Here is a 22,012-nt window from a genome sequence, read left to right on the forward strand (position 1 = left end):
AGCTGACCTCCTTTTCTTATCCGCGATTACCCGAAGGGTTAAGATTACCCAGATTCGGCAGCCCCGTCGGCATCGCCGGCGCCGACGGCAGGTCAACGGTCAGGCTCGGCAGCGGCTCTTCTGGCACCGACACCTTCGGATCCGTCGACTTCTTGTTGTTGGTCTTCTTTTCCTTCGTCGATGTCGACGCAGGAGAGCTTTCCTCCGTCGGCGTGACGTAGATCGTTGTCGCTTCCGGCGCCTTCGTCGTCGTAGTAGGAGCCTTGCTTGTCGACGGCACCACCGGCGCAACACTCGTCTTCTCCGTCGTCTTCGTCTCCCGAGTCGACGTGACCGGCGCCGGCGCTGGGGCCGGCGCCGGCTCGTCGCCCGAATTTAACAACGCATACGCCACCCCACCGCCAGCCAGCAAAGCAACCAAAGCTAACACTGCTGGCCACGCGCCGGACTTCTTCTTCGCCGGAGCCGCCGGTGGAACGTAAGTCGGGCCGGGCTTAGCTGCGGCCAGCGCCTCAGCCGGCGTACCCACCGGCATGACGGTGGTCGCACTCGTCGGCGAACCCCCGATTACTTGGGTGGCTTCCGTGGTGCCGGGGCTCGGGTCGACGGGAGGCTGACCGAGCCGCACCCGCGAAATCGACTGCGCGAAGGCGCCGCCATCGGGGAACCGACGAGTGGCGTCTTTGCGCATGGCGATCGCGATGAGCTCCCGGGCCGGTGCCGAAACGCTCACCGGCAGCGGTGGGGCCGCGTTCTTGATGTGGGCGATCGCCACGGAAACGGAGGAATCACCCACGAATGGCCGCTTGCCGGCGAGCAGCTCGTAGCCCACCACTCCGAGCGAGTACACGTCGGAGGCGGCGGAAACGTCGTGCCCTTGCGCCTGCTCGGGGGAGACGTACTGGGCGGTGCCCACTACCATTCCTGTCCTGGTCAGGGGAACCGCAGCGGCCGCCTTGGCGATGCCGAAGTCGGTGATCTTTACCCCGTCTTCCGGGGTAATCATGATGTTGCCGGGCTTGATGTCGCGGTGGACCAGACCCATGGCGTGGATCGTGGCTAACCCATGCGCTGCTTGTTCGAGCAGCCCCAGCGCTCGATCTTCATGGAGCGCGCCTTCGCGCGCGAGCAGATCCGCCAGGGATTCGCCCCGGATGAACTCCATCACGATGAAGCAGAATGTGGTGCCGGCGGCGTCGTGCGATTCCCGGTAGTCGTAGGTGGCCACCACATTGGGGTGGTTGATGTTTTCGGCCGCCTGGGCTTCGTTGCGGAAGCGGGTGAGGAATTCTTGGTTGTCGGCGAACTCGGGCCTCAATACCTTGATGGCAACTTCGCGGTTGTGGCGAAGGTCGTCGGCAAGCCACACGGTGGACATGCCGCCGTGGCCGATGATCCATTGGAGGCGGTAGTCGTCGCCGATGAGGGGTTGGATCCGTTCGATACCGTCGGTGTTGTAGGAGGTCACGGGTGCTTCCTTTCTGCGCTTAGCGCGCGCTCCGCAGCGCAGCATCGATCACGGCGCGGCCAATCGGGGCAGCCACTGAACCACCGGTGGCGGCCTGGCCTCGATCGCCGCCGTTCTTCACGACGACTGCGACGGCCACGTCCGCATCCTTCGATGGTCCAAAGGCTATATACCAAGCGTGTGGGTTTGAGTTACGGGAATCTTCCCCGTGCTCGGCGGTGCCGGTCTTGGAGGCGATGTCATCGCCACGGTAGCCGACGGTCATCTTCTCTGAACCGCGCATCAACTCGGTCAGCGCCGCGGCGGTGTCCTTGTCTACGGCTTGGTTCATTTCCTTCGCGTTGATCTTCCGGATGGTCTTCAGGTCCGCGCCCTGGATTTCGGACACCAGGTGCGGTTCCATCCGCTTGCCACCGTTGGCGACAGTAGCCGCCACCACGGCGTTCTGCAGCACCGACATCGATACGTCGCGCTGCCCAATCGAGGATTGGCCGCGGGCCGCCGGGTCTGAAAGATCCCCCAGGCTGCCGCTGGCGACCGGCAGGCCAAGGTCGTACTTCTCGCCGACACCGAACTTAGTGGCGGCGTCCGTCAGCGCCTTGTCGCCCACGTCAATGCCCATTTCCACAAAGGCGGTGTTGCAGGACTTCGCGAAGGCTTGCTGCAGTGTCGTCTGGGCGCCACCACACGATTGGCCACCGTAGTTTTCCAAGGTGGTGTTCGTGTTAGGCAAGGTGATTTCCCGTGCTCCCGTTACCGGTGAATTCAGGTTGTAGCCCTTTTGCAGCGCCGCCGCGGTGGTGATCACCTTGAAAGTGGATCCCGGCGGCAGCGTTTCCTGCGTGGCGTGGTTCAGCATCGGGGAATCCGGATCGGAGTTGAGCTGCTGCCACACACTATCTGCATCGGGGCCGACGATCCCCGCCGGATCGTAGGAAGGCGTCGACGCCATCGCCAACACCTCACCAGTCTTCGGCCGGATCGCCACCACTGCGCCCGAATAACCGTTCTTCGTCAGCCCTTCGTAGGCCGCGCGCTGCACCTCGGGCTGCAGCGTGAGCTTTATCGACGCCCCCGTCTGCTCCTTCCCGGTGAGTTGGTCAAGCCATCGGCTCGCGAACAGCGACGGGTCTGAGCCGTTTAGGATCTCATTCTTCGAGGCCTCCAACCCGGAGGCGCCGTAGATGTCAGAAAGGTAACCGATCACGGGACCGTAGGCGGTCACTGGGTTCGGGTAACTGCGTTGGTAGAAACCTTCGGAATCCTGGACGGATTGGGCGAGCACTTGGCCCCCAGCGGAAATCTGTCCGCGCGGTTGCGATTTCATCTCCAGGAAACCCCGGCGGTTCAACGCGTTGTGGGCGTATTCGTCGTCGCTAAAGGCCTGCACTCGGGTTAAGTTGATCAGTAGTGCCAGGATGAGCAGTAGGGCAAAGATGAACGTCTTTCGGATGGACTTATTCATGAGCGCACCGCCACATTCAGTTCGGTGTGTGGGCCGCTGACGGCCGACTGCGGGATGGCCACCTTGGGCTTGCGGGCGGAATCAGAGATCCGCAGGATGATGCCCAGCAGGATGTAGTTTGCCATCAGGGAGGATCCACCAGCGGACATGAATGGGGTGGTCAGGCCGGTCATCGGCATCATCGCGGAAATGCCGGCGGTGACCACGAAGATTTGCACAGCGATCGTCAGCGACAGGCCGGCGGCGACCAGCTTGCCGTAGGAATCCTCCACCAGCAGGGCAGTGTGCATGCCACGGGCGACAAACACCGCGAAGAGGACCAGGACGGCCGCCAGGCCGAACAGGCCAAGCTCCTCGCCAATCGTGGCGAGAATGAAATCCGACCAGGCCACCGGCACGATGTACGGGTAGCCCTGGCCCAAGCCCGTACCCGTGACTCCGCCCCAGGACATGCCAAACAAACTTTGGGCGAGCTGGCTGCTCTTGTCCCAGTTGCCCACCGGGTCGAGGAAGAGGCTGAACCGGGTCTGGATCTTTGTGGATACCTGGAACAAGGCGAACCCACCGATCGCAACCAGCGTGAAACCGATGAGCAGCCAGGAGGCCCGCCCCGTGGCGAGGTACAGCATGCCCAGCACCGTGCTGAACAGCAGCAGAGCCGGGCCGAAGTCGTTTTCTCCGGCCATGATCAAAATTGCGATCGCCCAAACCAGCACGATCGGTGCGAGGTCGCGCAAGCGCGGAAATTCCATGCCGAAGAAACGGTAGCCCGCTACGGTAAACAGCGCGCGCTTATTGACCAATAGCTGGGCGAAGAATAGCAGCAAAAGAATCTTGGAGAACTCCCCCGGCTGGATGGAAAACGGACCGAGCGCTAGCCAAATCCGGGCGTCGGCCTCCGCCGGCTGAGGCCAGACCATCGGCAACGCCAACAGCACGAGGCCCACGGCGCCGAGCAGGTAGGAGTAGCGGGTTAGGCTGCGATGATCGCGGAGGATGAACAGTACGGCGATGAGCATGACGACACCCACCAGCGTCCACATGACCTGCCGCGTAGCCATGGATGTCTCTTTGGCGGCATCGAGACGTTGGATCATGAGCAGCCCAAGCCCGTTGAGGAGTGCGACCACCGGCAGCAAAATTTGGTCTGCGTGTGGCGCCTTCCAGCACATCGCCAGGTGAGCCAGCGTAAACACGCCCACGTAGCCGCCGATCACGTAGGCCACCGATTTGGTGAGTTCGTTGCCTAGGGACACTTCCAGGTTGATGAGCGCCACCGCGATGATGACCGCGCTCAGCAGCAGGAGCCCAAACTCGGTGCGTCGAGAAGTCAAGCGTCGGAAGAATTCCATTAGCGCACCTCCCGGCAGTTCACGCCCGGCGTATTGAGGTCACCGGCCGCGCTTGCCGACGCCTCCGTGCCCTCCCGCACGACGCACACCGGCAGCACCGAGGTGGATAGCGTGGTCATTTGCTGCATCACTTCGTCATAGGAACCACCGGGGAGTTTGGCCTCCACTTGGGCGCGTGCGTCCGGCTGGAGGTCAGATTTCTTGAATGGTTCGCAGTCGGAAGATTGCATGTCCACCACCTTGAGGCGGCCTTCCTTGTCCAGGCAGGCCTGCTGGTAGGTGTGGTGGAGTTCCTTGCCGAAGATGGCATAGTCAGCGCCCTGCTCGATCACGAGCGCTTCGTCTTTGGTGGCGACATAAAAATTATTGGACATGTGGTTGTAACCCCACACGCCCACGCCAGCTAGTGCGAGGAACACCAGGACCGTTATCAGTGCCCCGAGCCATTTCCCGTTGCTTTTGTTTCCCTCGCCTGGACTGGGAGGGGTGGGCGAGGTGGGTTCGGGTTGTGGTTCGATCGTTCTCGATTGGCGATCCTGCAGCACGGCGGCTCGTCCGGCCGCCGTGTTAGGTCGCGGATCCTCCGGCTGGTCGCCATTGAGGGCGCCGCCTACTTCTGGGGTGGTTGGTAGGGCAGTTTCGTCGAAGGAGTCCGTGTCGACGACGTCCGCGATCACGATCGTCACGTTGTCGGGGCCACCTGAGCGCAAGGCAAGCTCGATTAGCCGGGCGGCTGCCTCCGCGGGGGTGCCCTCATTCAGCGTCGACTCAATGGTCGAATGAGTCACCGGGTCGGAGAGCCCATCGGAGCACAGCAGCAGGCGGTCACCCACCTGGGCGTCGAGAAGCTCGAGCGTGGGTTCTACCGGGCGGCCGGTGTACGCCTTGAGGATCAGCGACCGTTGGGGGTGCGTGGAGACATCTTCGGCGTCGAGTTCGCCTTCGTCGACGAGTGCTTGGACGTAGGTGTCGTCGCGGGTGATTCGCTCCAGCGCGCCGTCGCGGAGCCGGTAGCCACGGGAGTCGCCGACGTGGAGCATTCCGAACTGGGTGCCGTCGAAAAGCAGCGTGGTGCAGGTGGTGCCCATGCCGTCGGTCTCGGGGTTGGCGCGCACGCCCGCCGCGATGGCCTGGTTGGCGTCGTCGGCGACGGTGCCGAGGAGGGCGAGCATGTCGTTGTCGCCGGGGTCGGCGTCGAGCACGCGGAGGTGCTCCACCATGAGTTGGGAGGCGATTTCACCGGCGGCGTGGCCACCCATGCCGTCGGCCAAGACCAGCAGGTGGGGGCCGGCGTAGGCGGAGTCCTCATTGTTGCCTCGCACCAGTCCGCGGTCGGAGGCGACGGTGTAGTTGAGTTTTAGCATGTTATGGCTCCAACCTGACCGTGGTGCGGCCGATAGTGATATCGCTGTCTAGCGTGATGCGTTCGGGCTGGTCGATGCGGGTCTGGTTCACGTAGGTGCCGTTGCGCGAATCGAGATCTTCGACGAACCAGTCGTTGCCGCGCCGGGTGATGCGGGCGTGGCGGCCCGAAGCGTAGTCGTCACCGAGTACGAATTCGGCATCTTGGCTGCGCCCGAGGGTGAATTCCTGCAGGGTCGAGATGTCCATGTGGGACCCGGTGAGCGGCCCGTCCACAATCTTGATGATCCTTGGCGCGCCCTTGCCGCGGGATTTCCCTGGATGAGCGCGGGGGATGGCGGCCCGAGGCGCGGATGCTGCGGGCCCGGCGACGGCGGCGGTGTCGCGACGCAGCGCGCGAAACGCCATGAAGATGAAGAACCACAGCAGCACGAGCAGGCCGATGCGAAACGCTAACAAGATCATGGGGTGGCCTTCCTTCTGGTGAGTGCTAGCTGTGAGTAATGCGAACTTCGATTGTTGAATGACCCAGGTTAATGATGTCGCCATCAGCAAGCATCCAGTTCTCCACTGGGATGTCATTAACGGTAGTGCCATTTGTGGACTGCAAATCCACCAGCACAGCATCCTCGCCATCCCACGTGATCTCCGCATGCTCGCGACTCACCCCGGTATCCGGCAGACGCAAATCAGCCTCCGAGCTGCGCCCAATGATGTTCGAGCCCTCCTTCACCGCATAGGTCCGGCTCGAGCCGTCCTGCAGCAGCAGGTTGATGTGCTTGTGCGACTGCTTATCGACGGCCGGTTCTGGCGAGTACTGCATGACGGGAGAGTCTTCCTGTTGCTGGACCTGCTGGGCTTGAGCTGGGGATTGTGTTGCTGGGGCGGCTGGGGCGGCTGGGGCGGCTGGGGCGGCTGGGGCGGCGCCCACGTACTCGGAAACCTGCCCCGGTTGGGGATCAACCGAGGACACTGCCTGCAGCTGACCTACGCGCAGCGAGTCCGACTGTGTTATCGCGACAACTGTCGGACCGGCGCTCATCCATCCTTGATTCCGCAGGTGACGAGCCATCTGGTCTGCGAATTCCAACGGCAGATTCGGATAGTTCTGGGTGAGGTTGGCGAAGTCCTTTTCACTGACGTGCACATGGAACACGTTGGGAGCTTCGACATAGCCCTCGTAGGTGCGGACCATGTTGTCAGAAATTTCCTGTTTGAGTAGCTCCTCAATTTCCGCAGGAACAACCTTCCCACCGAAAACCCGGGCCAGGCCGTTATCCAACCCGCGCTGCATTGCAGAATCTAGCTTGGCGATCCGATCCATCACACCCACGATTACTCACCCTCCTTTCCGTTTACCTATGGTTTAACGTGTCTAGTATAGGTGCGAGTTCCCATTTGCCCCCATTTACTTCCCTGAATTCGCTGCACAAAGTCCTAAAAAGCGGCTTCTGGCCTGCGGATTTGTGCTAAGGATCGGCGTGCGTGCTAAATTAGGTGAGTCGCAAACATTGTTTGCTGCTACTCGGGCGAGTGGCGGAATGGCAGACGCGCTGGCTTCAGGTGCCAGTGTCCGTAAGGACGTGGGGGTTCAAGTCCCCCTTCGCCCACAATGAGCGGTTCACGAACCGCAAGGGCCGGAGATCACAAACTCGAAAGAGGGAGTGACCTCCGGTTTCTTTATTTTTCTGAACTTTAGCGGTCGAGGATTGCAAGTGTGGGGATTTACATCCTAACTCCCGCTCTCGCCTGTCGAACTCTTGTTTTCGATGGTGTCAATAAGTCATTTTGCTTGTTGTCTTGATCTGACGTCCTGGCTTTAGCTCCCGCTGCGGGGCAATTGGAATCCTCCAACTGAGATGTTTTCTCCTCCAACTGAGATGTTTTCCTTGGGGTGTTGGAGGATTTCCTAGTTGTTGGATCCCGATTTAAGAATTACTCGACTAGGCCGACGCGGATAAGGTTTCCATCAGGATCGGCAACTACGAAGGTGCGGCCGAAGACGTCATCGTAGGGTAGCTGCACAATTTGGACTTCTTTTGATTGGTGCTGCTCATTCACAGTTCCTGGTCAGAAATACGAACTCGGCTACACGCTCGCATCCTTAATCATGTGGTGGGATCGTCGAGTCAAAGAAGGGGTTCTCAAAGAAACCGATAACAGTTTCACCCTCGACGAGGATTACGCCGGTAGCGTCTTCGATCAGCTTCGCCAAGGAAAGATCCAAAACTAGCTTTTCCAGAATTGTTGTTCCTGCGCCCAGCACTTAAAAGCAATCGCCCATAGTAGAGGACACCACTACTACTAAACGATGGAGTACACCTCAAAAAACAGTTTTAGAATTACTGTCAGAGTCAGAAGGCGTTGGCACAGATGGCCGCAGCCCTAGCCGCTAAGCACGCCGGTGACCGGATCGAGATCCACTCCGCCGGCACGACACCCGGCACGAAGCTCAACCCCCAGTCCGTCGAGGTTATCGCCGAGGCCGGTGCCGACATGTCCGCAGGCCACCCTAAGGGTGTAGATCCACAACTGTTGCACGAGGTCGACCGCGTGATCATCCTGGGAGGTGATGCCCAGCTGGAGCTACCCGACGGTGCCCGCGGTACGTGCGAGCGGTGGGTGACTGACGAGCCGTCCCAGCGTGGCATCGAGGGCCTGGAGCGCATGCGTCTGGTCCGTGACGACATCGACGCCCGGGTGCGCCGGCTCATCGCCGAGCTGCTCGAGAACTGACCGCCCCACCTGACACCACCAACGACCCCGCGCGAATTCGCGCGGGGTCGTTGGTGTCTGCACCGGCTGTCAGCTCCTCGTCCGAGGGCCAGACACGCTGGTAGAGACCGGGATGTGTCGGGTTAGGACGTAGCCTGCGGGTGCTGCTCCTCCTGGTCACTGGTGGTCTCAGTGGTGTCGGTGTTGTCGTCGGCGACGATCTCGACCCCGCAGCAGTCGGAGGTGGAGTTTTTCTTGGTAAACAGGTCCTTGAAACCCATGAGAGTGTGTCCTTTCGGTAGGGGTACGTGGTTTAGAGGATGATCGTCATCGCGTAGCCGGCCAGCATGGCCGCCAGCAGAATGGTGATCACGAAGGTGGCCAACAGTTTCGGTTTGAACACCGCCGCCAACATGGAGACCTCCGGCGGAGAGGCCCCCGCCCCGCCGATCATCATCGCGAAGATCGGGCCGATGGCCACCCCGGCACCCGATAAAGCCAGGGCGACCGGCAGCATCGTCTCGAGTCGGACATACAGCGGGATACCGATCACCGCAGCCAGTGGAATCAGCCACCAGACGTTTCCACCGGCCATAAATCCCAGGCCGTCTTCGGGCACGACCCCGTAGATGAATGCACCGATGGCCACGCCGATGATCATCGGAAGGAGCATGGGGCGAAGATCGTCCCATGCCTGACGGATAGCTGCCGGGGTTTCTTGTTTGATCCCACGCCACGGGGTCCCGTCCAGCTGGGGCCCGCCCTTGACCTTGACCTTGCGCAGCTGGTCTTCCATGCCCAGCGCGGTCCAGGCCCAGGGTGCTCCCAACGCTAGCAGCACCATGATCACCGCGTAGCTGATCGCGACCTGCCAGGTAAAGATCAGCCAGATCCCGCCGACGATAACCGGGTTGAGCAGCGGCGAAGCGATCAGGTAGGTCACGGTGGTACGAAAGGCCACCCCGGCTTTGAGCATGCTGACAAACATCGGGATCGTCGAACAGGAACAAAACGGAGTGATCGCCCCCAACGCCAGTCCCTTGACCTGACCGGGAACCGCTCCACCAGCCATCCAGCTCTGCAACCGCTCCGGGCCGAAGCGCCGGTTGATCAACGCGACCGCATAGGAGATCACCAGAAACAGCAGGAGCAGTTCGACCAGGAGGACAGTGAACGTGCCGAGCGCGCTAATCAGCATCAACGACCTCGTTTCTCAGGGAGGTGTCCGTGCAGCAGGCGCGTTGTCCCTCCGGCGTCAACGTCGCCAGGTGCGCCAGCCAGCGCACCGGATCAGCCAGCTGAGCACAACACACCGAATTCAGCGTGGCACGACCCCTCGGCTCCGAGTCCACCAGTCCGGCCTTGCGCAGGGCAGCCAGATGATGGCTGACCAACGCCTGACTCATCCCGGTGGCCTCATGGAGCTGGCGGTTGGTCATCGACGTCTCCGCCAAGGTGAGCAGGATTGTCAACCGGTTTTCATCCGACAGCGCGGCCAGTGTGGGTACGAGTAACTGGGCTCGCTCGGCGGGACTGAGATCCGACGCGGGGATGGATAAGGAAATCTCTGTAAGCATACTCCGATATTAACAAGCGGCGACTTGTATTTCAAGCGATAGTTTAAACGTCGGAAAAGGGGCCCCTTCCGGCCTTTTCCGAGTGTCGCACTTCTAAGGAAGTGAGACCACTGTTGGCGGGCAGATTCCCTCTGACTTCAACTCGGCGATTGCCCTGGCTAGGGAGGGTGCTTTATCGGTGTTGATCACCCGCGGGAACCCGGTTATCGTGTTCGACCTCAGGGTCTTGGCCAGGAAACGCTTCGCTGCGGCCACGTTCTGCTTCGGGGAGAGGTAAAAGGTCCAGGGTCTGGCCACCGGCGGTGATCGCCCGATAGAGGTAGCACCACCTGCCGCCGACCCGGATATAGGTCTCATCCACCCGCCAGGAACTGGCCTGCCAGTCGGGTACCTGTCGGTACCACCGTGTTTGCTTGTCCAGCTCAGGGGCGTATTTCTGGGCCCAGTGGTAGATCGTGGTGTGATCGACTGGCACGCCCCGCTGAAGTCATCATTTCCTCCAGATCGCGGTAGCGCACCCCGTAGCGGCAGTACCACCGCACTGCTCACAGAATGATGTCACGGGGAAATGGCGACCCGAGAAGATATCCATGGCTGTGATTGTTTCACGTCGATCTTCCTACTGCCCCAACTTTGCAACAGCACTGATTCGAGGAATCGACCTTGATGGGATCATCCAAGGTGCGCACCCCGACCTCACGCTCCTGAAGGTCATGGATCAGGTTGAGTGTGTCACGGACGGTGCGGCCCAGCCGGTCGAGGGTGTGGACGACGATGACATCTCCCGCGCGGGCTTGCTGGAGTCCGGGCCGATTCGTGGTGGATCCGGATTTCTTGTCGACGTAGATGTATTTATCCGCAACACCTTCTTTGCGGAGCGCGTCGATCTGACGGTCGGGGTCTTGTTTTGCGGTGGAAACCCGGGCGTAACCAATATCCATGACCCACAGCGTGCCGGAAGTCTATTCTGCAGCAGGTTTCGCGAGTCAATTCGTTGGAATAGCTTGTGGAACAGTCCTCTCCTGGGACTATGTATTTTCAATTGGTTTCCTTAAGGGCGTCTCACTTCCTTTGAAGTGGGACACCTTGATTGGTACGTGGGCCGCCACTGGCCTGGGCCGGAAGCTGCCGGCAATAGCCCTCACCTTTAAATCACGTCGGGAACACCGCCAACTAGGCAGCAGCTTCCTTCCTGCGCAGTGAAGGCCTCAGCCTGAAGGTGCAGACGATCTCTGGCAACGACGCCACCCCATGTTGAAGTTAGTTCAGTAATAGCTGTATAGTTCAGCACATGCTGACTATTGCTTCTCGTCTAGACGTGATGAACCGGTTGGGTCGGGCCATGGCGGATCCGACTCGTTCCCGCATTCTCCTGACGCTGCTGGAGGGGCCGGCCTACCCGGCCGCTCTCGCCCAGGATCTGGAACTGACGCGCTCGAACGTGTCGAACCATCTCGCTTGCCTGAGGGACTGCGGAATTGTTGTCGCCGAACCGCAGGGGCGACAGACCCGCTACGAGCTCGTTGATGCTCATCTGGCGCAGGCGTTGAACGCGTTGCTGGATATCACCCTGGCCGTCGATGACAACGCCGAATGCATCGACGCCGGATGCGCCGTACCTGGGTGTGTCACTGGACAGGAGAGTGCGTAGTGGTAACCGGTCTACTGTCGGCGATTGGTCTGTTTATCGCCACCAATATCGACGACATCATCGTGCTCTCGCTGTTTTTTGCCCGCGGGGCGGGGCAAAAAGGGACCACGCTTCGGATTCTGGCTGGTCAGTACCTCGGCTTCATGGGCATCCTCGCGGCCGCAGTCCTGGTCATGCTGGGGGCAGGAGCATTCCTACCTGCTGAGGCGATCCCGTACTTCGGACTAATTCCCCTGGCCCTGGGACTATGGGCGGCCTGGCAGGCCTGGCGAAGCGATGATGACGACGATGATGATGCGAAGATCGCCGGGAAAAAGGTGGGTGTGCTGACCGTCGCCGGTGTGACGTTTGCCAACGGTGGCGACAATATCGGCGTCTACGTTCCGGTCTTCCTCAACGTGGACACTGCCGACGTCATCATCTACTGCATCGTTTTCCTCGTCCTGGTGGCAGGCCTGGTCCTGCTGGCAAAGTTCGTGGCCACCCGCCCGCCCATCGCAGAAGTCCTTGAGCGCTGGGAGCACGTGCTGTTCCCGATCGTCCTGATCGGCCTGGGCATCTTCATCCTCGTCAGCGGCGGCGCCTTCGGCCTCTAATAGGCCCATGCCGAGTGAACTGACCCCCATTTTCTGGACTGGGTTAATTCTAAATGGTTAGGGTCTTTGCGAGGGCCTGGTTCCGATACTGCATCGGTGCCAGGCCCTTGAATCGTTCTTGGAATGGTGCTGTTGCAAAGTTGGGCGGAGAGCAGCGAAGACTCAGTTTCTCATTCCCTGATGGCCGCTGCGTGTGGGCGTTGTTAGGCCGTCTCGAAGACTCAGTTGACGATCACCGCGTCCGGGTTCGGTTGCCCGTAGGCAAACATCGTGCCTTGCCCTTTCCGCAATGAGTGCATCGCCTCCATCCCTTTCAACGTCCGATATGCAGATGTCCGGTTCTTAAACGCGTCTTTCGGCCCGAGGGTCCGCTTCAGCCGACCATGGTCGCCTTCCAGGATGTTGTTGAGGTATTTCACCTGCCGGTGTTCCACTGTTGGCGGGCAGATTCCCTCTGACTTCAACTCGGCGATTGCCCTGGCTAGGGAGGGTGCTTTATCGGTGTTGATCACTCTGGGATACCTGGCTGGCGCATTGGATCTGAGGGCCTTGGCCAGGAAACGTTTCGCTGCGGCCACGTTCTGCTTCGGGGAGAGGTAAAAGGTCCAGGGTCTGGCCACCGGCGGTGATCGCCCGATAGAGGTAGCACCACCTGCCGCCGACCCGGATATAGGTCTCATCCACCCGCCAGGAACTGGCCGGTGGGCAGAGACAAAGCCCTGGAATGAACTCCTGTCACCAGGGTCATTCCAGGGCATATTTCCCCTGACTAAGAGAAGCAGTGACACAGAAGGTCTACCTCAGCGTGGGCCCTGTGGGCGTGCAGGTTCCGTGTGTGGCTGGTGTGCTGTGGCATGGTCGGTAGCGATTGATGACCGACTCTGGAGCGGGTGCCTTGTCTGGTCTCGCGGTTCAGGGTGGGTGGACTATTCGGCGGGTTGGATCTCGCTCTCGGTGACCCACTTGTGGTTGGTCATCGTCATCCCGTCGACGGTGAGATCAACCATGTAGACCGTCTCCTCGGTGGAGTAATCGATGGTGGCCTCAGCACCCTTCATGCCGGACATGTGCTCGGCATCCAGGACAACGCTCGCCCCGTCAGGCAGGGGGGGCCTGACCCGGATCGACCAGCTCCTCATGGACGACCCAGCGGTGGTCGGTAACCGGGGCCCCACCCTCGGTGGGGGTGTAGCTGACCGAATAGGTCGTGGTGTCAAACGCCCCGGAAATGGTGGCGGTGGCCCCGTCCATGCCGGGCATGTGGTCAGCGGTGAGGATGACCTCGGTGCCCACCGGGTACGTGGGATTCTCGGCCTCTTCAATGCCTGCCGGCGGTGCCCCGCCGTCGGCAGGGTGGTCGTGCCCGCCGTGACCTTCGTCGGCAGTGGTGGTGTCTTCCTGGTGGGTCTCGTTGGTCTCTGCGCTTGCCGTCGTGGTGCTGGTGGTGTCGGCATCGTCGGAGTTGTCGGTGGCGTCGCTGCAGGCGGTCAGCGCCAGGGTGGAGGTCAGTACCAAGGCGGCGAGGGTAATGTTGCGTTTCATGAGCGTTCCTTTCAAAGGTGGTGTGAGTTAGGGGTCGAGAGACAAGGTCAGTCAGTAACGGTTACGGGGGATATCGACCCACTGTGTTCCTCCTTCCCGTCGGTCGGAGCCAGGTGAGCCGGCTCCAGACCAATGCGGCGCAACAGCTGGGCGTTCAGGGCCACCACGATGGTCGAGGCAGACATCAAGATCGCGCCCACGGCCGGGGACAGCACGAACCCGATCGAGGCGAGCACTCCGGCGGCCAGCGGCACGGCGAGGATGTTGTAGCCAGAGGCCCAGATCAGGTTCTGGATCATCTTGCGGTAGCTGGCATGGGACAGCTCGATCATCGACAGCACTGCCCGCGGGTCATCACTGGCTAGGACCACCCCGGCAGATTCCATGGCCACATCCGTGCCGGCACCGATGGCGATACCGACCTCCGCGCGGGTCAGAGCGGGGGCATCATTGACACCGTCACCGACCATGGCCACGCTCAGGCCACGCTCCTGCAACTGGGTGACCTTGGTGTCCTTGTCCTGGGGCAGGACCTCGGCGAAGACCTCATCGATCCCCAGGTCCTTGCCCACTGCCTGGGCCACCTGCTGCGCGTCACCGGTGATCATCGCGACCTTCACCCCGCGATCCTGCAGGGCTTTCACGGCGGCGCGGGATTCGGGGCGGATCTTGTCCTCGACGGCCACGGCACCGATGATCTGACCGTCGCGGACAATATGGAGCACGCCGGCCCCACGCCCGGTCCAGGCGCTGGTGGTGTCGGTGAGCTCGGCCGGGGTGGTGAGGTTGAACTCGCGCAGCATGTTCGGCCCACCCACGAGGATTTGGGTGCCATCGACAGTGGCCCGGATCCCGCGGCCGGAGGCGGCGGTGAAACCGGTTGCGCGCAGTGGGCGGCGTGAGGCCTCCGGGTGTGCGGCCGCGGCAGCCACGATCGCGCGGGCCACGGGGTGTTCACTATCGGCCTCCGCGGCGGCGGCCAGGGCCAGCAGGTGCCCTTCCGAAGTACCGGGCACCGGGGCGACACCGGTGACCGCGTGCGCACCCTCGGTCAAGGTGCCGGTTTTGTCGAAGAGCACCACGTCGATGGTGCGCATCCGCTCGAGCGCCATCCGGTCCTTGATGAGCACCCCGGATTTCGCGGCCCGCTCGCTGGAGATCGCAATGACCAGCGGAATCGCCAGGCCCAGGGCGTGCGGGCAGGCGATGACCAGCACCGTGACCGTGCGCACCACGGCATCGTCCGGGCTGCCGATGATGGTCCACACCACCGCGGTGATCAGAGCGGAGATCAGCGCGAACCAGAACAATAACGCTGCCGCCCGATCCGCCAGGGCCTGGGCCCGGGAGGAGGACTCCTGGGCGTCGGCAACCATGCGTTGGATCCCGGCCAGGGCGGTGTCCCCGCCGGTAGCCTCCACCCGGATGCGGACGGTGTTGTCGGTGGCCACGGTACCGGCGACCACCTTGTCACCGGTGTCGCGGAAGACGGGACGGGATTCGCCAGTGATCATCGCCTCATCGAATTCGGCGGCTCCGTCGAGGATGGTTCCGTCGGCCGGCACCCGGGCACCGGCCCTCACCAGCACGACGTCGTCGACGACCAGCTTGGAGATGGCCACGGTGCGGGTGGTCCCGTCGATGACTTTCTCGGCCTCATCCGGCAGCAGGGCAGCCAGTGCGTCAAGCGCGGAGGACGCGGCCCCGAGAGCGCGCATCTCCAGCCAGTGGCCCAGCAGCATGATGGTCACCAGCAGGGCCAGCTCCCACCAGAAGTCCAGGTCAAAACCGCCCAGCCCCAGAGTGGTGACCCAGGAGGCGACAAACGCTACGGTGATGGCCATGGCGATCAGGAGCATCATCCCGGGTTGGCGGGATTTCAGTTCTTTCCATCCGCCCTTAAGGAAAGGCGTTCCGCCGTAGACGAAGATGATCGTGCCCAGCACCGGGGGGATCCAGGTGGATCCAGGGAATGCCGGGAGATGGTAGCCGAGCAGGTGGGCGACCATGGGGCTGAAAATAACGACGGGAATGGACAGAATCAGCGACCACCAGAAGCGGCCCCGAAACATTGCGGTGCTGTGTCCGGCGTGTTCGCCGTGACCATGAACGTGGTGGTCTTCGTCCAGGGCGGAGTGCGGGTGATCGTGGGGCATCGCCTGGCCGTGGGTGTCGGCATCCGCGTGGTGTTCGTGGCTGGCATGATCCGGGTGGTGGGTGTGGTCTGTTTCCGGAGCGGGGTGATCACTATGGTGATCGCCGGAATGATGGGGAGTGCTCATGACGTTCCTTTCGCTCAACTCGGTCGGGGTCGAGATGATGGGTAGAACTGATCAGGATAAGACGGTGTAGCCGGCCTCCTCGATGGCCCGGCGAACCATCTCCGGAGGTACGACACCGGTGACCGTGACGGTGGAAACACCACCAGCAGCGAGATCAATCTGGACCTCGTCAACCTGGGGGAGGGCCTGAAGGGCCTGGGCCACGCTTTTCGCGCAGTGCCCGCAGGTCAGGCCGGTGACCTGGTAGCTAGGGGAGGACCCTCCTGCTGACGAGTCGCTGGCGGCAGGGATGGAGGCGGTGTCGGCACGTGAGGCAGGTCCGCAACAGCTGCAGCCGTGGGAGACCATCGGCAAGAGACGGGGCGGGGAGGTGATCATGGGAAAGCTCCTACGGGTCGGTGGGATGCGGCGATGCTACTCTCTAGCATATACCCCCCCGGGGTATATTTTCAATGGGTGGAGGGCACGGCCCTCACGCGGGGCAGGGTGTGGTCACCGAGCAGCCCCCTCACTGTCGGGAGAGGACAGCGGGAGGCGGAGGGCAAACACCGCTCCGCGACCGGGTCCGGGGGAGGTGGCGGTGAGAGTGCCGCCGTGGGCCTCGATCAATGCCTTGGAGATGGTCAGACCGATACCGGCCCCGCCGTCGTCCCGGCTGCGGGCGGCATCCCCCCGGTAGAAGCGTTCGAAGATGTGTCCGAGCTGGTCAGGTGGGATGCCCTCGCCGTCATCGGCGACGTGGATGAGCGCGGTGGACGACCCCTGTCGGTGGACGCTGATCCGGACCTGCCCGCCGGCTGGGGTGTGCCGTAGCGCGTTCGACAGGAGATTGCTCATCACCTGGCCGAAGCGTTGCCGGTCCACGAGCACTTGGGCGGTGTCCGTAATGGTCTCGACCTGTAAATCGACGCCTTTGTCAGCATAAGCTTCCCCCGCAGCAGCAGCGGCGGTATGGAGCAGATCCCCGAGCCCTTCCTCCGCCAGGTCCAAATCGATCCGGTGTTCCTGGGCCCGGGAGACATCGTCGATGTCTTCCATCAACCGGGTCAGGCGGGTGAGCTGGTCAGCCATGATCGTGTGGGTGGCATTATTCCAGTCCACGACCCCGTCCTGGAGACCATCGAGGTAGACCGTGAGCACCGATAAGGGGGTGCCCATTTCGTGGGCCAGATCAGAGAGCATCTGGCGGCGGACCTGTTCGGTGTGTTCCAGCCGGTCGGCCATGGTGTTGAAGGCATGCGCCAAGGTGGTGACCTCGGGGCCTGCTTCTCCGGCGGGCACGCGGATACGGTAGTCGCCGGCCGTCAGGCTGGTAGCGGCGCGGGTGAGATCCTGCAGGGGGGTGCGCAGACGACGCGATAACCACAGGCTGGCCAGCAGGGCGCTGATCAAGGCGGTGGGCAGGGCGACGGCCAGGGTGATCAGGTTGGCGCCTCGGTAGGCCTGCTCGGCATGGAACAGCTCCAGCGAGGGGTCCTCCCGGCCGGTCATCAACATATGATCATGGAACAGGGTCGGACCCACCATCGTGGCCACGGCCGCGGCCACCAGCAGGCTAATCACCACGACCAACACCTGGGCGACCAGAAAGCGGAAGGTCAGGCCGGGTCCGTGATTCATGGCTGCCCCACCCGGTAGCCCACGCCACGCACGGTGTCGATAAACCCCCGGCCCCGGGTGTCGGTGCCGAGCTTGCGACGCAAGTTGCCGATGTGGACATCGACGATGCGTTCATCACCGACCCAGGTGGTGTCCCAGACCTCGGAGACCAGGTCGTGGCGGGTCAGCACCTGGCCGGGGCGCAGGGCCAGGGCAACCAGCAGCTCGAACTCCGTGCGGGTGAGCTCCACGGTCGTCTCCCCCACCCGCACCTGATGGGCGACGGGGTCAAGGATGAGGTCACCAACGATCAAGGGAGTGGTCACCTGCGGTGGGGTGGTGCTGGTGCGCGGGCGGCGCAGCACCGCATACACCCGGGTCACCAGTTCCCGGATGCTAAAAGGTTTGGTGATGTAGTCATCCGCCCCCAAGGTCAAACCGCTGATCTTGTCGTCCTCGCTGCCACGCGCGGTGAGCATGAGGATGTAGCAGTCCGAGAAGGTGCGGATCCGTCGGCACACCTCCAGGCCGTCGAGTTCGGGCAGCCCCAGATCCAGCACCACAACATCGGGGGAAAAGCGACGGGCCTCGTCCACGGCCTGGGTGCCGGTGTGCGCCTGGCGGGTATCGAAGCCGGCTCGGATGAGGTAGGAGGCCACCATCTGAGCCAGGGGTTGTTCATCATCGACGACCAGCACCCGCCCCGGGGGCGTGGCGGTGGTCGGTGTGCGGTCAGCCATAGCCCCTAGTATCGCTCCGGCCAGGGGGGAATACCACCCTCGCTCAGTGCCCGGCGGGGAAATCTTCATCAAATCTTCAAACATCACCCTTCGACTGCCGTCACCCCTGTGCCCCACCCCGGGCCGGCGGCATCGCCTCCCCTGGTCAGCTCGGCAAGCGCCACCAGGGATTTCACTGTCTGCACCGCATACCCGGGGCGGGTAGAAGGGCATCGCCCACGGCTGTGGGGCGGTGTCCCGGTGGTGACCCAGCCCACCGAATTCACCCCCCTTTTCGCCCTGTGATAAGGCTGTGAGCAGGGTTTTTAATTTCTGAGCCTCAGGCACCCGTGTTAGATAAAGGTATGGCATCGACCTTGAGGCGGTGTCTTCTCACCGTCTTACCACGATCCAAGGAGATTGACGTGAAACGAGCAGCGATCGCAGCCGCCGCCCTTGCCCTCGCCCTCACGGGGTGTTCGGCCACCGACCCGGAACCCACCGCCGACGGGACGGTGTCTCAGGATACATTCCTGACTACCCATGGCCTGGCCGCCATGGACGCGGTGGAGATCATTGATCACCTCGACCGGCAGAAGGTCACTGAGCGTCCCACGGATCTGATCGCCTCCGTGCGTGCCGATGAACTGCTGCTCTCGAGCGATGACCAGGAAGTCGTGGTCGATCTTCCCGACAATCAGACGTATGTCTCGATCGCACCCTATCTCACCTCCACCCACGACTGCTTCTACCACAGCCTCACGACCTGCCTGGGGGAACTCGACAATGAGGATATCCAGGTCACGATCACCGATGAGGCGACCGGTGAGGTGCTGGTGGACGAGGCGACAACCACCTTCGACAACGGGTTTATTGGCTTCTGGCTTCCCGATGATGTCACCGGTCTGATTGAGGTCAGCTACCAGGGGCGTACCGGCACCACGGAGTTTTCCACCACCGACGACGGTGCCACCTGTGTCACAGACCTGCGCCTGACGTGATGGCTCAGCAGGGTCCTCACCTGCGCCTGTCTCCCGTGTCACTGAAATCTAGCACCAAGGAAGGTTAAATCATGATGAACGCGTTTTCCCGACGACAGTTTCTGCTCGGCGGGCTCGTCCTCGCCGGCACCGGGGCCGTGGCCGCCTGCACCAGCGACCCTGGACCCGCTGCCTCGGCACCAGGTCCCTCCCTTCGCCGCACTCCCACCCCCACTGCGCTCGGTGAGCCGACGGTGCGCCGGACACTAACCGCCCGGCCTCTCTCTCTGGATATCGGCGGCATCGAAGCCAAGACGTGGGGATACGTCTCTGACACCGGGGATGCGGCCATTGAGGCCACCGCCGGCGACGTCCTCCAGGTCGATATCACCAATGAACTGCCTGAGAGCACCTCCATCCACTGGCATGGCATCGCACTCCACAACGCAGCCGACGGTGTGCCCGGCATGACCCAGGACCCCATTGAACCTGGCGAGTCTTTCTCCTATGTTTTTGAAGTCCCCCACGGTGGCACCTACTTTTACCATTCCCACACCGGCCTGCAGCTTGATCGCGGCCTCCACGCCCCACTGATCATCCGCGACCCGCAAGACGCTGAGGACCAGGACGTCGAGTGGACCATCGTGCTCGACGACTGGGTCGATGGCATTCAGGGCACTCCCGACGATGAGCTCGACAAGCTCACCGGAATGGGTTCGGGCGACCATCACGGGAGGATGGGAATGGGAGGTCACGGCCAGATGATGCACGGCACCCCGGACCGGGTACTGGGCGGGGATGTCGGCGATGTGATGTATCCGCACTACCTCATCAACGGACGTATCCCCCGTGCTCACCGGACCTTCGAGGCTCGCCCGGGCGACAAGGCCCGCCTGCGGTTTATCAACTCCGGCGGTGACACCATCTTCAAGGTGGCCCTCGGTGGTCACCGCATGACCGTCACCCACACCGATGGCTTCCCTGTCCAGCCCCGGGAGACCGAATCGATCTACCTGTCGATGGGCGAGCGTGTCGACGTCGAGGTCATCCTCGGCGACGGCATCTTCCCGCTCACGGCTTTGGCGGTGGGTAAGGACGACCGCGCCTTCGCCGTCATCCGCACCGCCGGCGGCCAGGCCCCCCACCCCGATGTCGACTTCCCCGAGTTGTCGTCCACCGGACTGCTTCTGTCTTCCCTGAAGCCAGCAGACCGTGCACTCCTGCCCGAGGGCACACCAGACCGAGAAGTCAGCATCGACCTGGGCGGGCAGATGATGCCGTATGAATGGAGCATTCTCACCGACGGCCAATCCTCCTCCGCGACCGTGCAGGAGGGCCAGCGCCTGCGGATGGTCATGCGCAACAGGACTATGATGCCCCATCCCATGCACATCCACGGCCACACGTGGGCGCTGCCCGGCAGCGGCGGACTACGCAAGGACACCGTCCTTCTCCGCCACGGTGAAACCATGATCGCCGACCTGATCGCTGACAACCCCGGGGAGTGGGCATTTCACTGCCATAACGCCTATCACATGGAAACCGGGATGGTCAGCTCGCTTCGCTACGAGTAACCCACACAGCAGGGTTGAGTGCCGAGGTGGGCGGGGTGTCCCCCGAGTAGTGGACACGGCGTTGGTGTCAGGATTGAGCAGTGTGTGCCAGGAGTCGACGGGTTTGAAGTATGCGTCAGCGCACGGCAGCAAGTTCAATGATGTGGTCGTAGCGCTTGTTAAAGCCGGTGGTTTCGGTATCAATGACCGCAAAGACCGGCGTGCCCGATGTGCGCGGGGTGTAGCGGTTGAGGAGGTTTTCTAAAAGGCCCATGGCCTTAAGCCTAGAGGCCCATACCGACATGCCCGCCTAAACGCTATCGAACACTGCAACCAACGTGGATTTCTGTGGATAACTACACTGGCCCCGGTTGCGTCCGCTGGCGTGGTGTATCTGTAGCCCGCGGTAGGCCTTGTGCCGGTGCACAATGAGGCGACCATTTTGGGTACCTTTCGGATCAACTCTTACATCTCCTCGAAAGGACCAGCCCCACAATGGCCGCTGGCCCTCATTCTATCGGCCCCACCGCCTATCTCGACGAATTGCTGTCCCAAGCCTGCCCGGACTTGGTTGCGGCAGATGCTCGAGGGCTTCATTAACCAGATTCTCTCGGCCCAGGCTGACACCGTCTGTGGCGCCGAGTACGGCACCACCAGCGATACCCGCGTCAACCTGCGCAACGGGTACCGTCACCGGCCACTGGACACCCGAGTCGGCACCATTGATGTTGCTATCCCGAAACTACGCCATGGTTCTTTCTTCCCCGACTGGCTTCTTGAGCGACGCACCAGGGTCGAACGCGCCCTGACGACCGTGATTGCCACCTGTTATCTCAAGAGTGTCTCCACCCGGCGCATGAACGACCTCGTTGCAACACTCGGCATCACCAACGTGTCGACATCACAGGTCAGTGACATGGCCAAAGATCTAGACGCGATGGGTGAAGACTTCAGGACCCGACCGCTTGGATTCCGGGCTGTACGTATTCGTCTCGTGTGATGCGCTGACGATGAAAGTCCGGGAAGGTGGCCGTGTGGTCAAAACGAGTGTCTTGCTAGCGACCGGTGTCAATGCTGACGGCTACCGAGAACTTCTCGGTATGCATGTAGCTACAGCTGAATCGACCGCGTCGTGGATGAACTGCTCCCCG

Annotated in this window: 22 protein-coding genes, 1 tRNA gene and 5 pseudogenes; 8 read left to right on the forward strand and 20 right to left on the reverse strand. The window is 62.1% G+C overall.

The window, feature by feature from the left end:
- Positions 1–16: 16 nt before the first annotated feature.
- The 6 genes from CEPID_RS00200 to CEPID_RS00225 are packed head-to-tail and all read right to left on the reverse strand — an operon-like array spanning position 17 to position 6,971.
- Positions 17–1,468, reverse strand: a complete 1,452-nt coding sequence (locus CEPID_RS00200) for a serine/threonine-protein kinase (RefSeq protein ID WP_236684257.1) — start codon at positions 1,466–1,468, stop codon at positions 17–19.
- A gap of 19 nt (positions 1,469–1,487) precedes the next feature.
- Complete coding sequence (locus CEPID_RS00205) at positions 1,488–2,933, reverse strand: penicillin-binding transpeptidase domain-containing protein (RefSeq protein WP_047239262.1); 1,446 nt, start codon at positions 2,931–2,933, stop codon at positions 1,488–1,490.
- Positions 2,930–4,285, reverse strand: coding sequence for an FtsW/RodA/SpoVE family cell cycle protein (locus CEPID_RS00210; protein WP_047239263.1), 1,356 nt, complete (start codon positions 4,283–4,285; stop codon positions 2,930–2,932). The genes CEPID_RS00205 and CEPID_RS00210 overlap by 4 nt, the downstream gene beginning before the upstream one ends.
- On the reverse strand, positions 4,285–5,649 hold the full coding sequence (locus tag CEPID_RS00215; RefSeq protein ID WP_047239264.1) for a PP2C family protein-serine/threonine phosphatase: 1,365 nt from the start codon (positions 5,647–5,649) through the stop codon (positions 4,285–4,287). Before CEPID_RS00215 ends, CEPID_RS00210 begins: the two co-directional genes overlap by 1 nt.
- Before the next feature lies 1 nt (position 5,650).
- On the reverse strand, positions 5,651–6,112 hold the full coding sequence (locus tag CEPID_RS00220) for an FHA domain-containing protein FhaB/FipA (RefSeq protein ID WP_047239265.1): 462 nt from the start codon (positions 6,110–6,112) through the stop codon (positions 5,651–5,653).
- A gap of 25 nt (positions 6,113–6,137) precedes the next feature.
- A complete protein-coding gene (locus CEPID_RS00225) occupies positions 6,138–6,971 on the reverse strand; it encodes a DUF3662 and FHA domain-containing protein (RefSeq protein ID WP_047241216.1) in 834 nt (277 codons plus the stop codon).
- A 203-nt stretch (positions 6,972–7,174) separates the two neighbouring features.
- Here CEPID_RS00225 and CEPID_RS00230 point away from each other — a divergent pair.
- Positions 7,175–7,257, forward strand: a tRNA-Leu gene (locus CEPID_RS00230).
- Between the two features lie 325 nt (positions 7,258–7,582).
- Here CEPID_RS00230 and CEPID_RS13625 read toward each other — a convergent pair.
- Together CEPID_RS13625 and CEPID_RS13250 are read right to left on the reverse strand one after the other, a co-directional pair.
- The gene (locus CEPID_RS13625; protein ID WP_269080276.1) at positions 7,583–7,708 is read right to left on the reverse strand and encodes a VOC family protein; all 126 of its coding nucleotides are present in this window, start codon (positions 7,706–7,708) and stop codon (positions 7,583–7,585) included.
- A gap of 43 nt (positions 7,709–7,751) precedes the next feature.
- A complete protein-coding gene (locus CEPID_RS13250; protein ID WP_158407997.1) occupies positions 7,752–7,913 on the reverse strand; it encodes a hypothetical protein in 162 nt (53 codons plus the stop codon).
- Between the two features lie 107 nt (positions 7,914–8,020).
- On the opposite strand from CEPID_RS13250, the gene CEPID_RS00240 reads away from it, so the two are divergent.
- Complete coding sequence (locus tag CEPID_RS00240) at positions 8,021–8,383, forward strand: arsenate-mycothiol transferase ArsC (RefSeq protein WP_047239266.1); 363 nt, start codon at positions 8,021–8,023, stop codon at positions 8,381–8,383.
- Between the two features lie 122 nt (positions 8,384–8,505).
- On the opposite strand, the gene CEPID_RS13420 is transcribed toward CEPID_RS00240, so the two are convergent.
- The 5 genes and pseudogenes from CEPID_RS13420 to CEPID_RS00260 all read right to left on the reverse strand — a co-directional run.
- Positions 8,506–8,643, reverse strand: coding sequence for a hypothetical protein (locus tag CEPID_RS13420; protein WP_169747264.1), 138 nt, complete (start codon positions 8,641–8,643; stop codon positions 8,506–8,508).
- A gap of 32 nt (positions 8,644–8,675) precedes the next feature.
- Complete coding sequence (locus CEPID_RS00245; protein ID WP_236684259.1) at positions 8,676–9,497, reverse strand: permease; 822 nt, start codon at positions 9,495–9,497, stop codon at positions 8,676–8,678.
- Between the two features lie 52 nt (positions 9,498–9,549).
- Positions 9,550–9,939, reverse strand: a complete 390-nt coding sequence (locus CEPID_RS00250; RefSeq protein ID WP_047239268.1) for an ArsR/SmtB family transcription factor — start codon at positions 9,937–9,939, stop codon at positions 9,550–9,552.
- A 108-nt stretch (positions 9,940–10,047) separates the two neighbouring features.
- Positions 10,048–10,531, reverse strand: a pseudogene (locus CEPID_RS00255) (IS6 family transposase); the annotation flags it as partial.
- A gap of 55 nt (positions 10,532–10,586) precedes the next feature.
- Positions 10,587–10,880 (reverse strand): annotated as a pseudogene (locus CEPID_RS00260) (recombinase family protein); the annotation flags it as partial.
- 350 nt (positions 10,881–11,230) lie between these two features.
- Between CEPID_RS00260 and cmtR the strand changes: the two are divergent.
- Positions 11,231–11,590 carry a Cd(II)/Pb(II)-sensing metalloregulatory transcriptional regulator CmtR gene (cmtR, locus tag CEPID_RS00265; RefSeq protein WP_047239269.1) on the forward strand — a complete coding sequence of 120 codons (360 nt, stop codon included), beginning with the start codon at positions 11,231–11,233 and terminating at the stop codon, positions 11,588–11,590.
- Entirely contained in the window at positions 11,548–12,186 is a 639-nt protein-coding gene (locus tag CEPID_RS00270) for a cadmium resistance transporter (protein ID WP_201775204.1), read from the forward strand. The genes cmtR and CEPID_RS00270 overlap by 43 nt, the downstream gene beginning before the upstream one ends.
- A 221-nt stretch (positions 12,187–12,407) precedes the next feature.
- Here CEPID_RS00270 and CEPID_RS00275 read toward each other — a convergent pair.
- The 3 genes and pseudogenes from CEPID_RS00275 to CEPID_RS00285 form a co-directional block, all read right to left on the reverse strand.
- Positions 12,408–12,885, reverse strand: a pseudogene (locus CEPID_RS00275) (IS6 family transposase); the annotation flags it as partial.
- A 227-nt stretch (positions 12,886–13,112) separates the two neighbouring features.
- Positions 13,113–13,728 (reverse strand): annotated as a pseudogene (locus CEPID_RS00280) (YdhK family protein).
- A 47-nt stretch (positions 13,729–13,775) separates the two neighbouring features.
- Positions 13,776–15,800: a copper-translocating P-type ATPase gene (locus tag CEPID_RS00285; RefSeq protein WP_047239271.1), complete on the reverse strand. Its 2,025-nt coding sequence runs from the start codon at positions 15,798–15,800 to the stop codon at positions 13,776–13,778.
- A gap of 9 nt (positions 15,801–15,809) precedes the next feature.
- Between CEPID_RS00285 and CEPID_RS13500 the strand changes: the two genes are divergently transcribed.
- Positions 15,810–16,055, forward strand: a complete 246-nt coding sequence (locus tag CEPID_RS13500) for a hypothetical protein (protein ID WP_047239272.1) — start codon at positions 15,810–15,812, stop codon at positions 16,053–16,055.
- 6 nt (positions 16,056–16,061) lie between these two features.
- Here the strand turns inward: CEPID_RS13500 and CEPID_RS00295 are convergent, their stop codons facing one another.
- The 3 genes from CEPID_RS00295 to CEPID_RS00305 all read right to left on the reverse strand — a co-directional run bounded on the left by CEPID_RS00295 (position 16,062) and on the right by CEPID_RS00305 (position 18,349).
- Positions 16,062–16,388 (reverse strand): heavy-metal-associated domain-containing protein, encoded by a 327-nt coding sequence (locus CEPID_RS00295; protein WP_047239273.1) that lies wholly within the window; start codon positions 16,386–16,388, stop codon positions 16,062–16,064.
- A gap of 114 nt (positions 16,389–16,502) precedes the next feature.
- Positions 16,503–17,630 (reverse strand): sensor histidine kinase, encoded by a 1,128-nt coding sequence (locus CEPID_RS00300; protein ID WP_047239274.1) that lies wholly within the window; start codon positions 17,628–17,630, stop codon positions 16,503–16,505.
- Positions 17,627–18,349: a response regulator transcription factor gene (locus CEPID_RS00305; protein ID WP_086890425.1), complete on the reverse strand. Its 723-nt coding sequence runs from the start codon at positions 18,347–18,349 to the stop codon at positions 17,627–17,629. Before CEPID_RS00305 ends, CEPID_RS00300 begins: the two co-directional genes overlap by 4 nt.
- A gap of 404 nt (positions 18,350–18,753) precedes the next feature.
- On the opposite strand from CEPID_RS00305, the gene CEPID_RS00310 reads away from it, so the two are divergent.
- Both CEPID_RS00310 and CEPID_RS00315 read left to right on the forward strand, forming a co-directional pair.
- Positions 18,754–19,329, forward strand: a complete 576-nt coding sequence (locus tag CEPID_RS00310; RefSeq protein ID WP_047239276.1) for a CueP family metal-binding protein — start codon at positions 18,754–18,756, stop codon at positions 19,327–19,329.
- A gap of 71 nt (positions 19,330–19,400) precedes the next feature.
- Complete coding sequence (locus CEPID_RS00315; protein ID WP_047239277.1) at positions 19,401–20,882, forward strand: multicopper oxidase family protein; 1,482 nt, start codon at positions 19,401–19,403, stop codon at positions 20,880–20,882.
- Between the two features lie 115 nt (positions 20,883–20,997).
- On the opposite strand, the gene CEPID_RS13505 is transcribed toward CEPID_RS00315, so the two are convergent.
- Positions 20,998–21,135 (reverse strand): exonuclease domain-containing protein, encoded by a 138-nt coding sequence (locus CEPID_RS13505; protein ID WP_236684261.1) that lies wholly within the window; start codon positions 21,133–21,135, stop codon positions 20,998–21,000.
- Positions 21,136–21,356: 221 nt separating this feature from the next.
- Between CEPID_RS13505 and CEPID_RS00325 the strand changes: the two are divergent.
- A pseudogene (locus CEPID_RS00325) lies at positions 21,357–21,997 on the forward strand (transposase); the annotation flags it as partial.
- Between the last annotated feature and the right edge of the window lie 15 nt (positions 21,998–22,012).

The organism is Corynebacterium epidermidicanis (assembly GCF_001021025.1).
GTDB lineage: Bacteria > Actinomycetota > Actinomycetes > Mycobacteriales > Mycobacteriaceae > Corynebacterium > Corynebacterium epidermidicanis.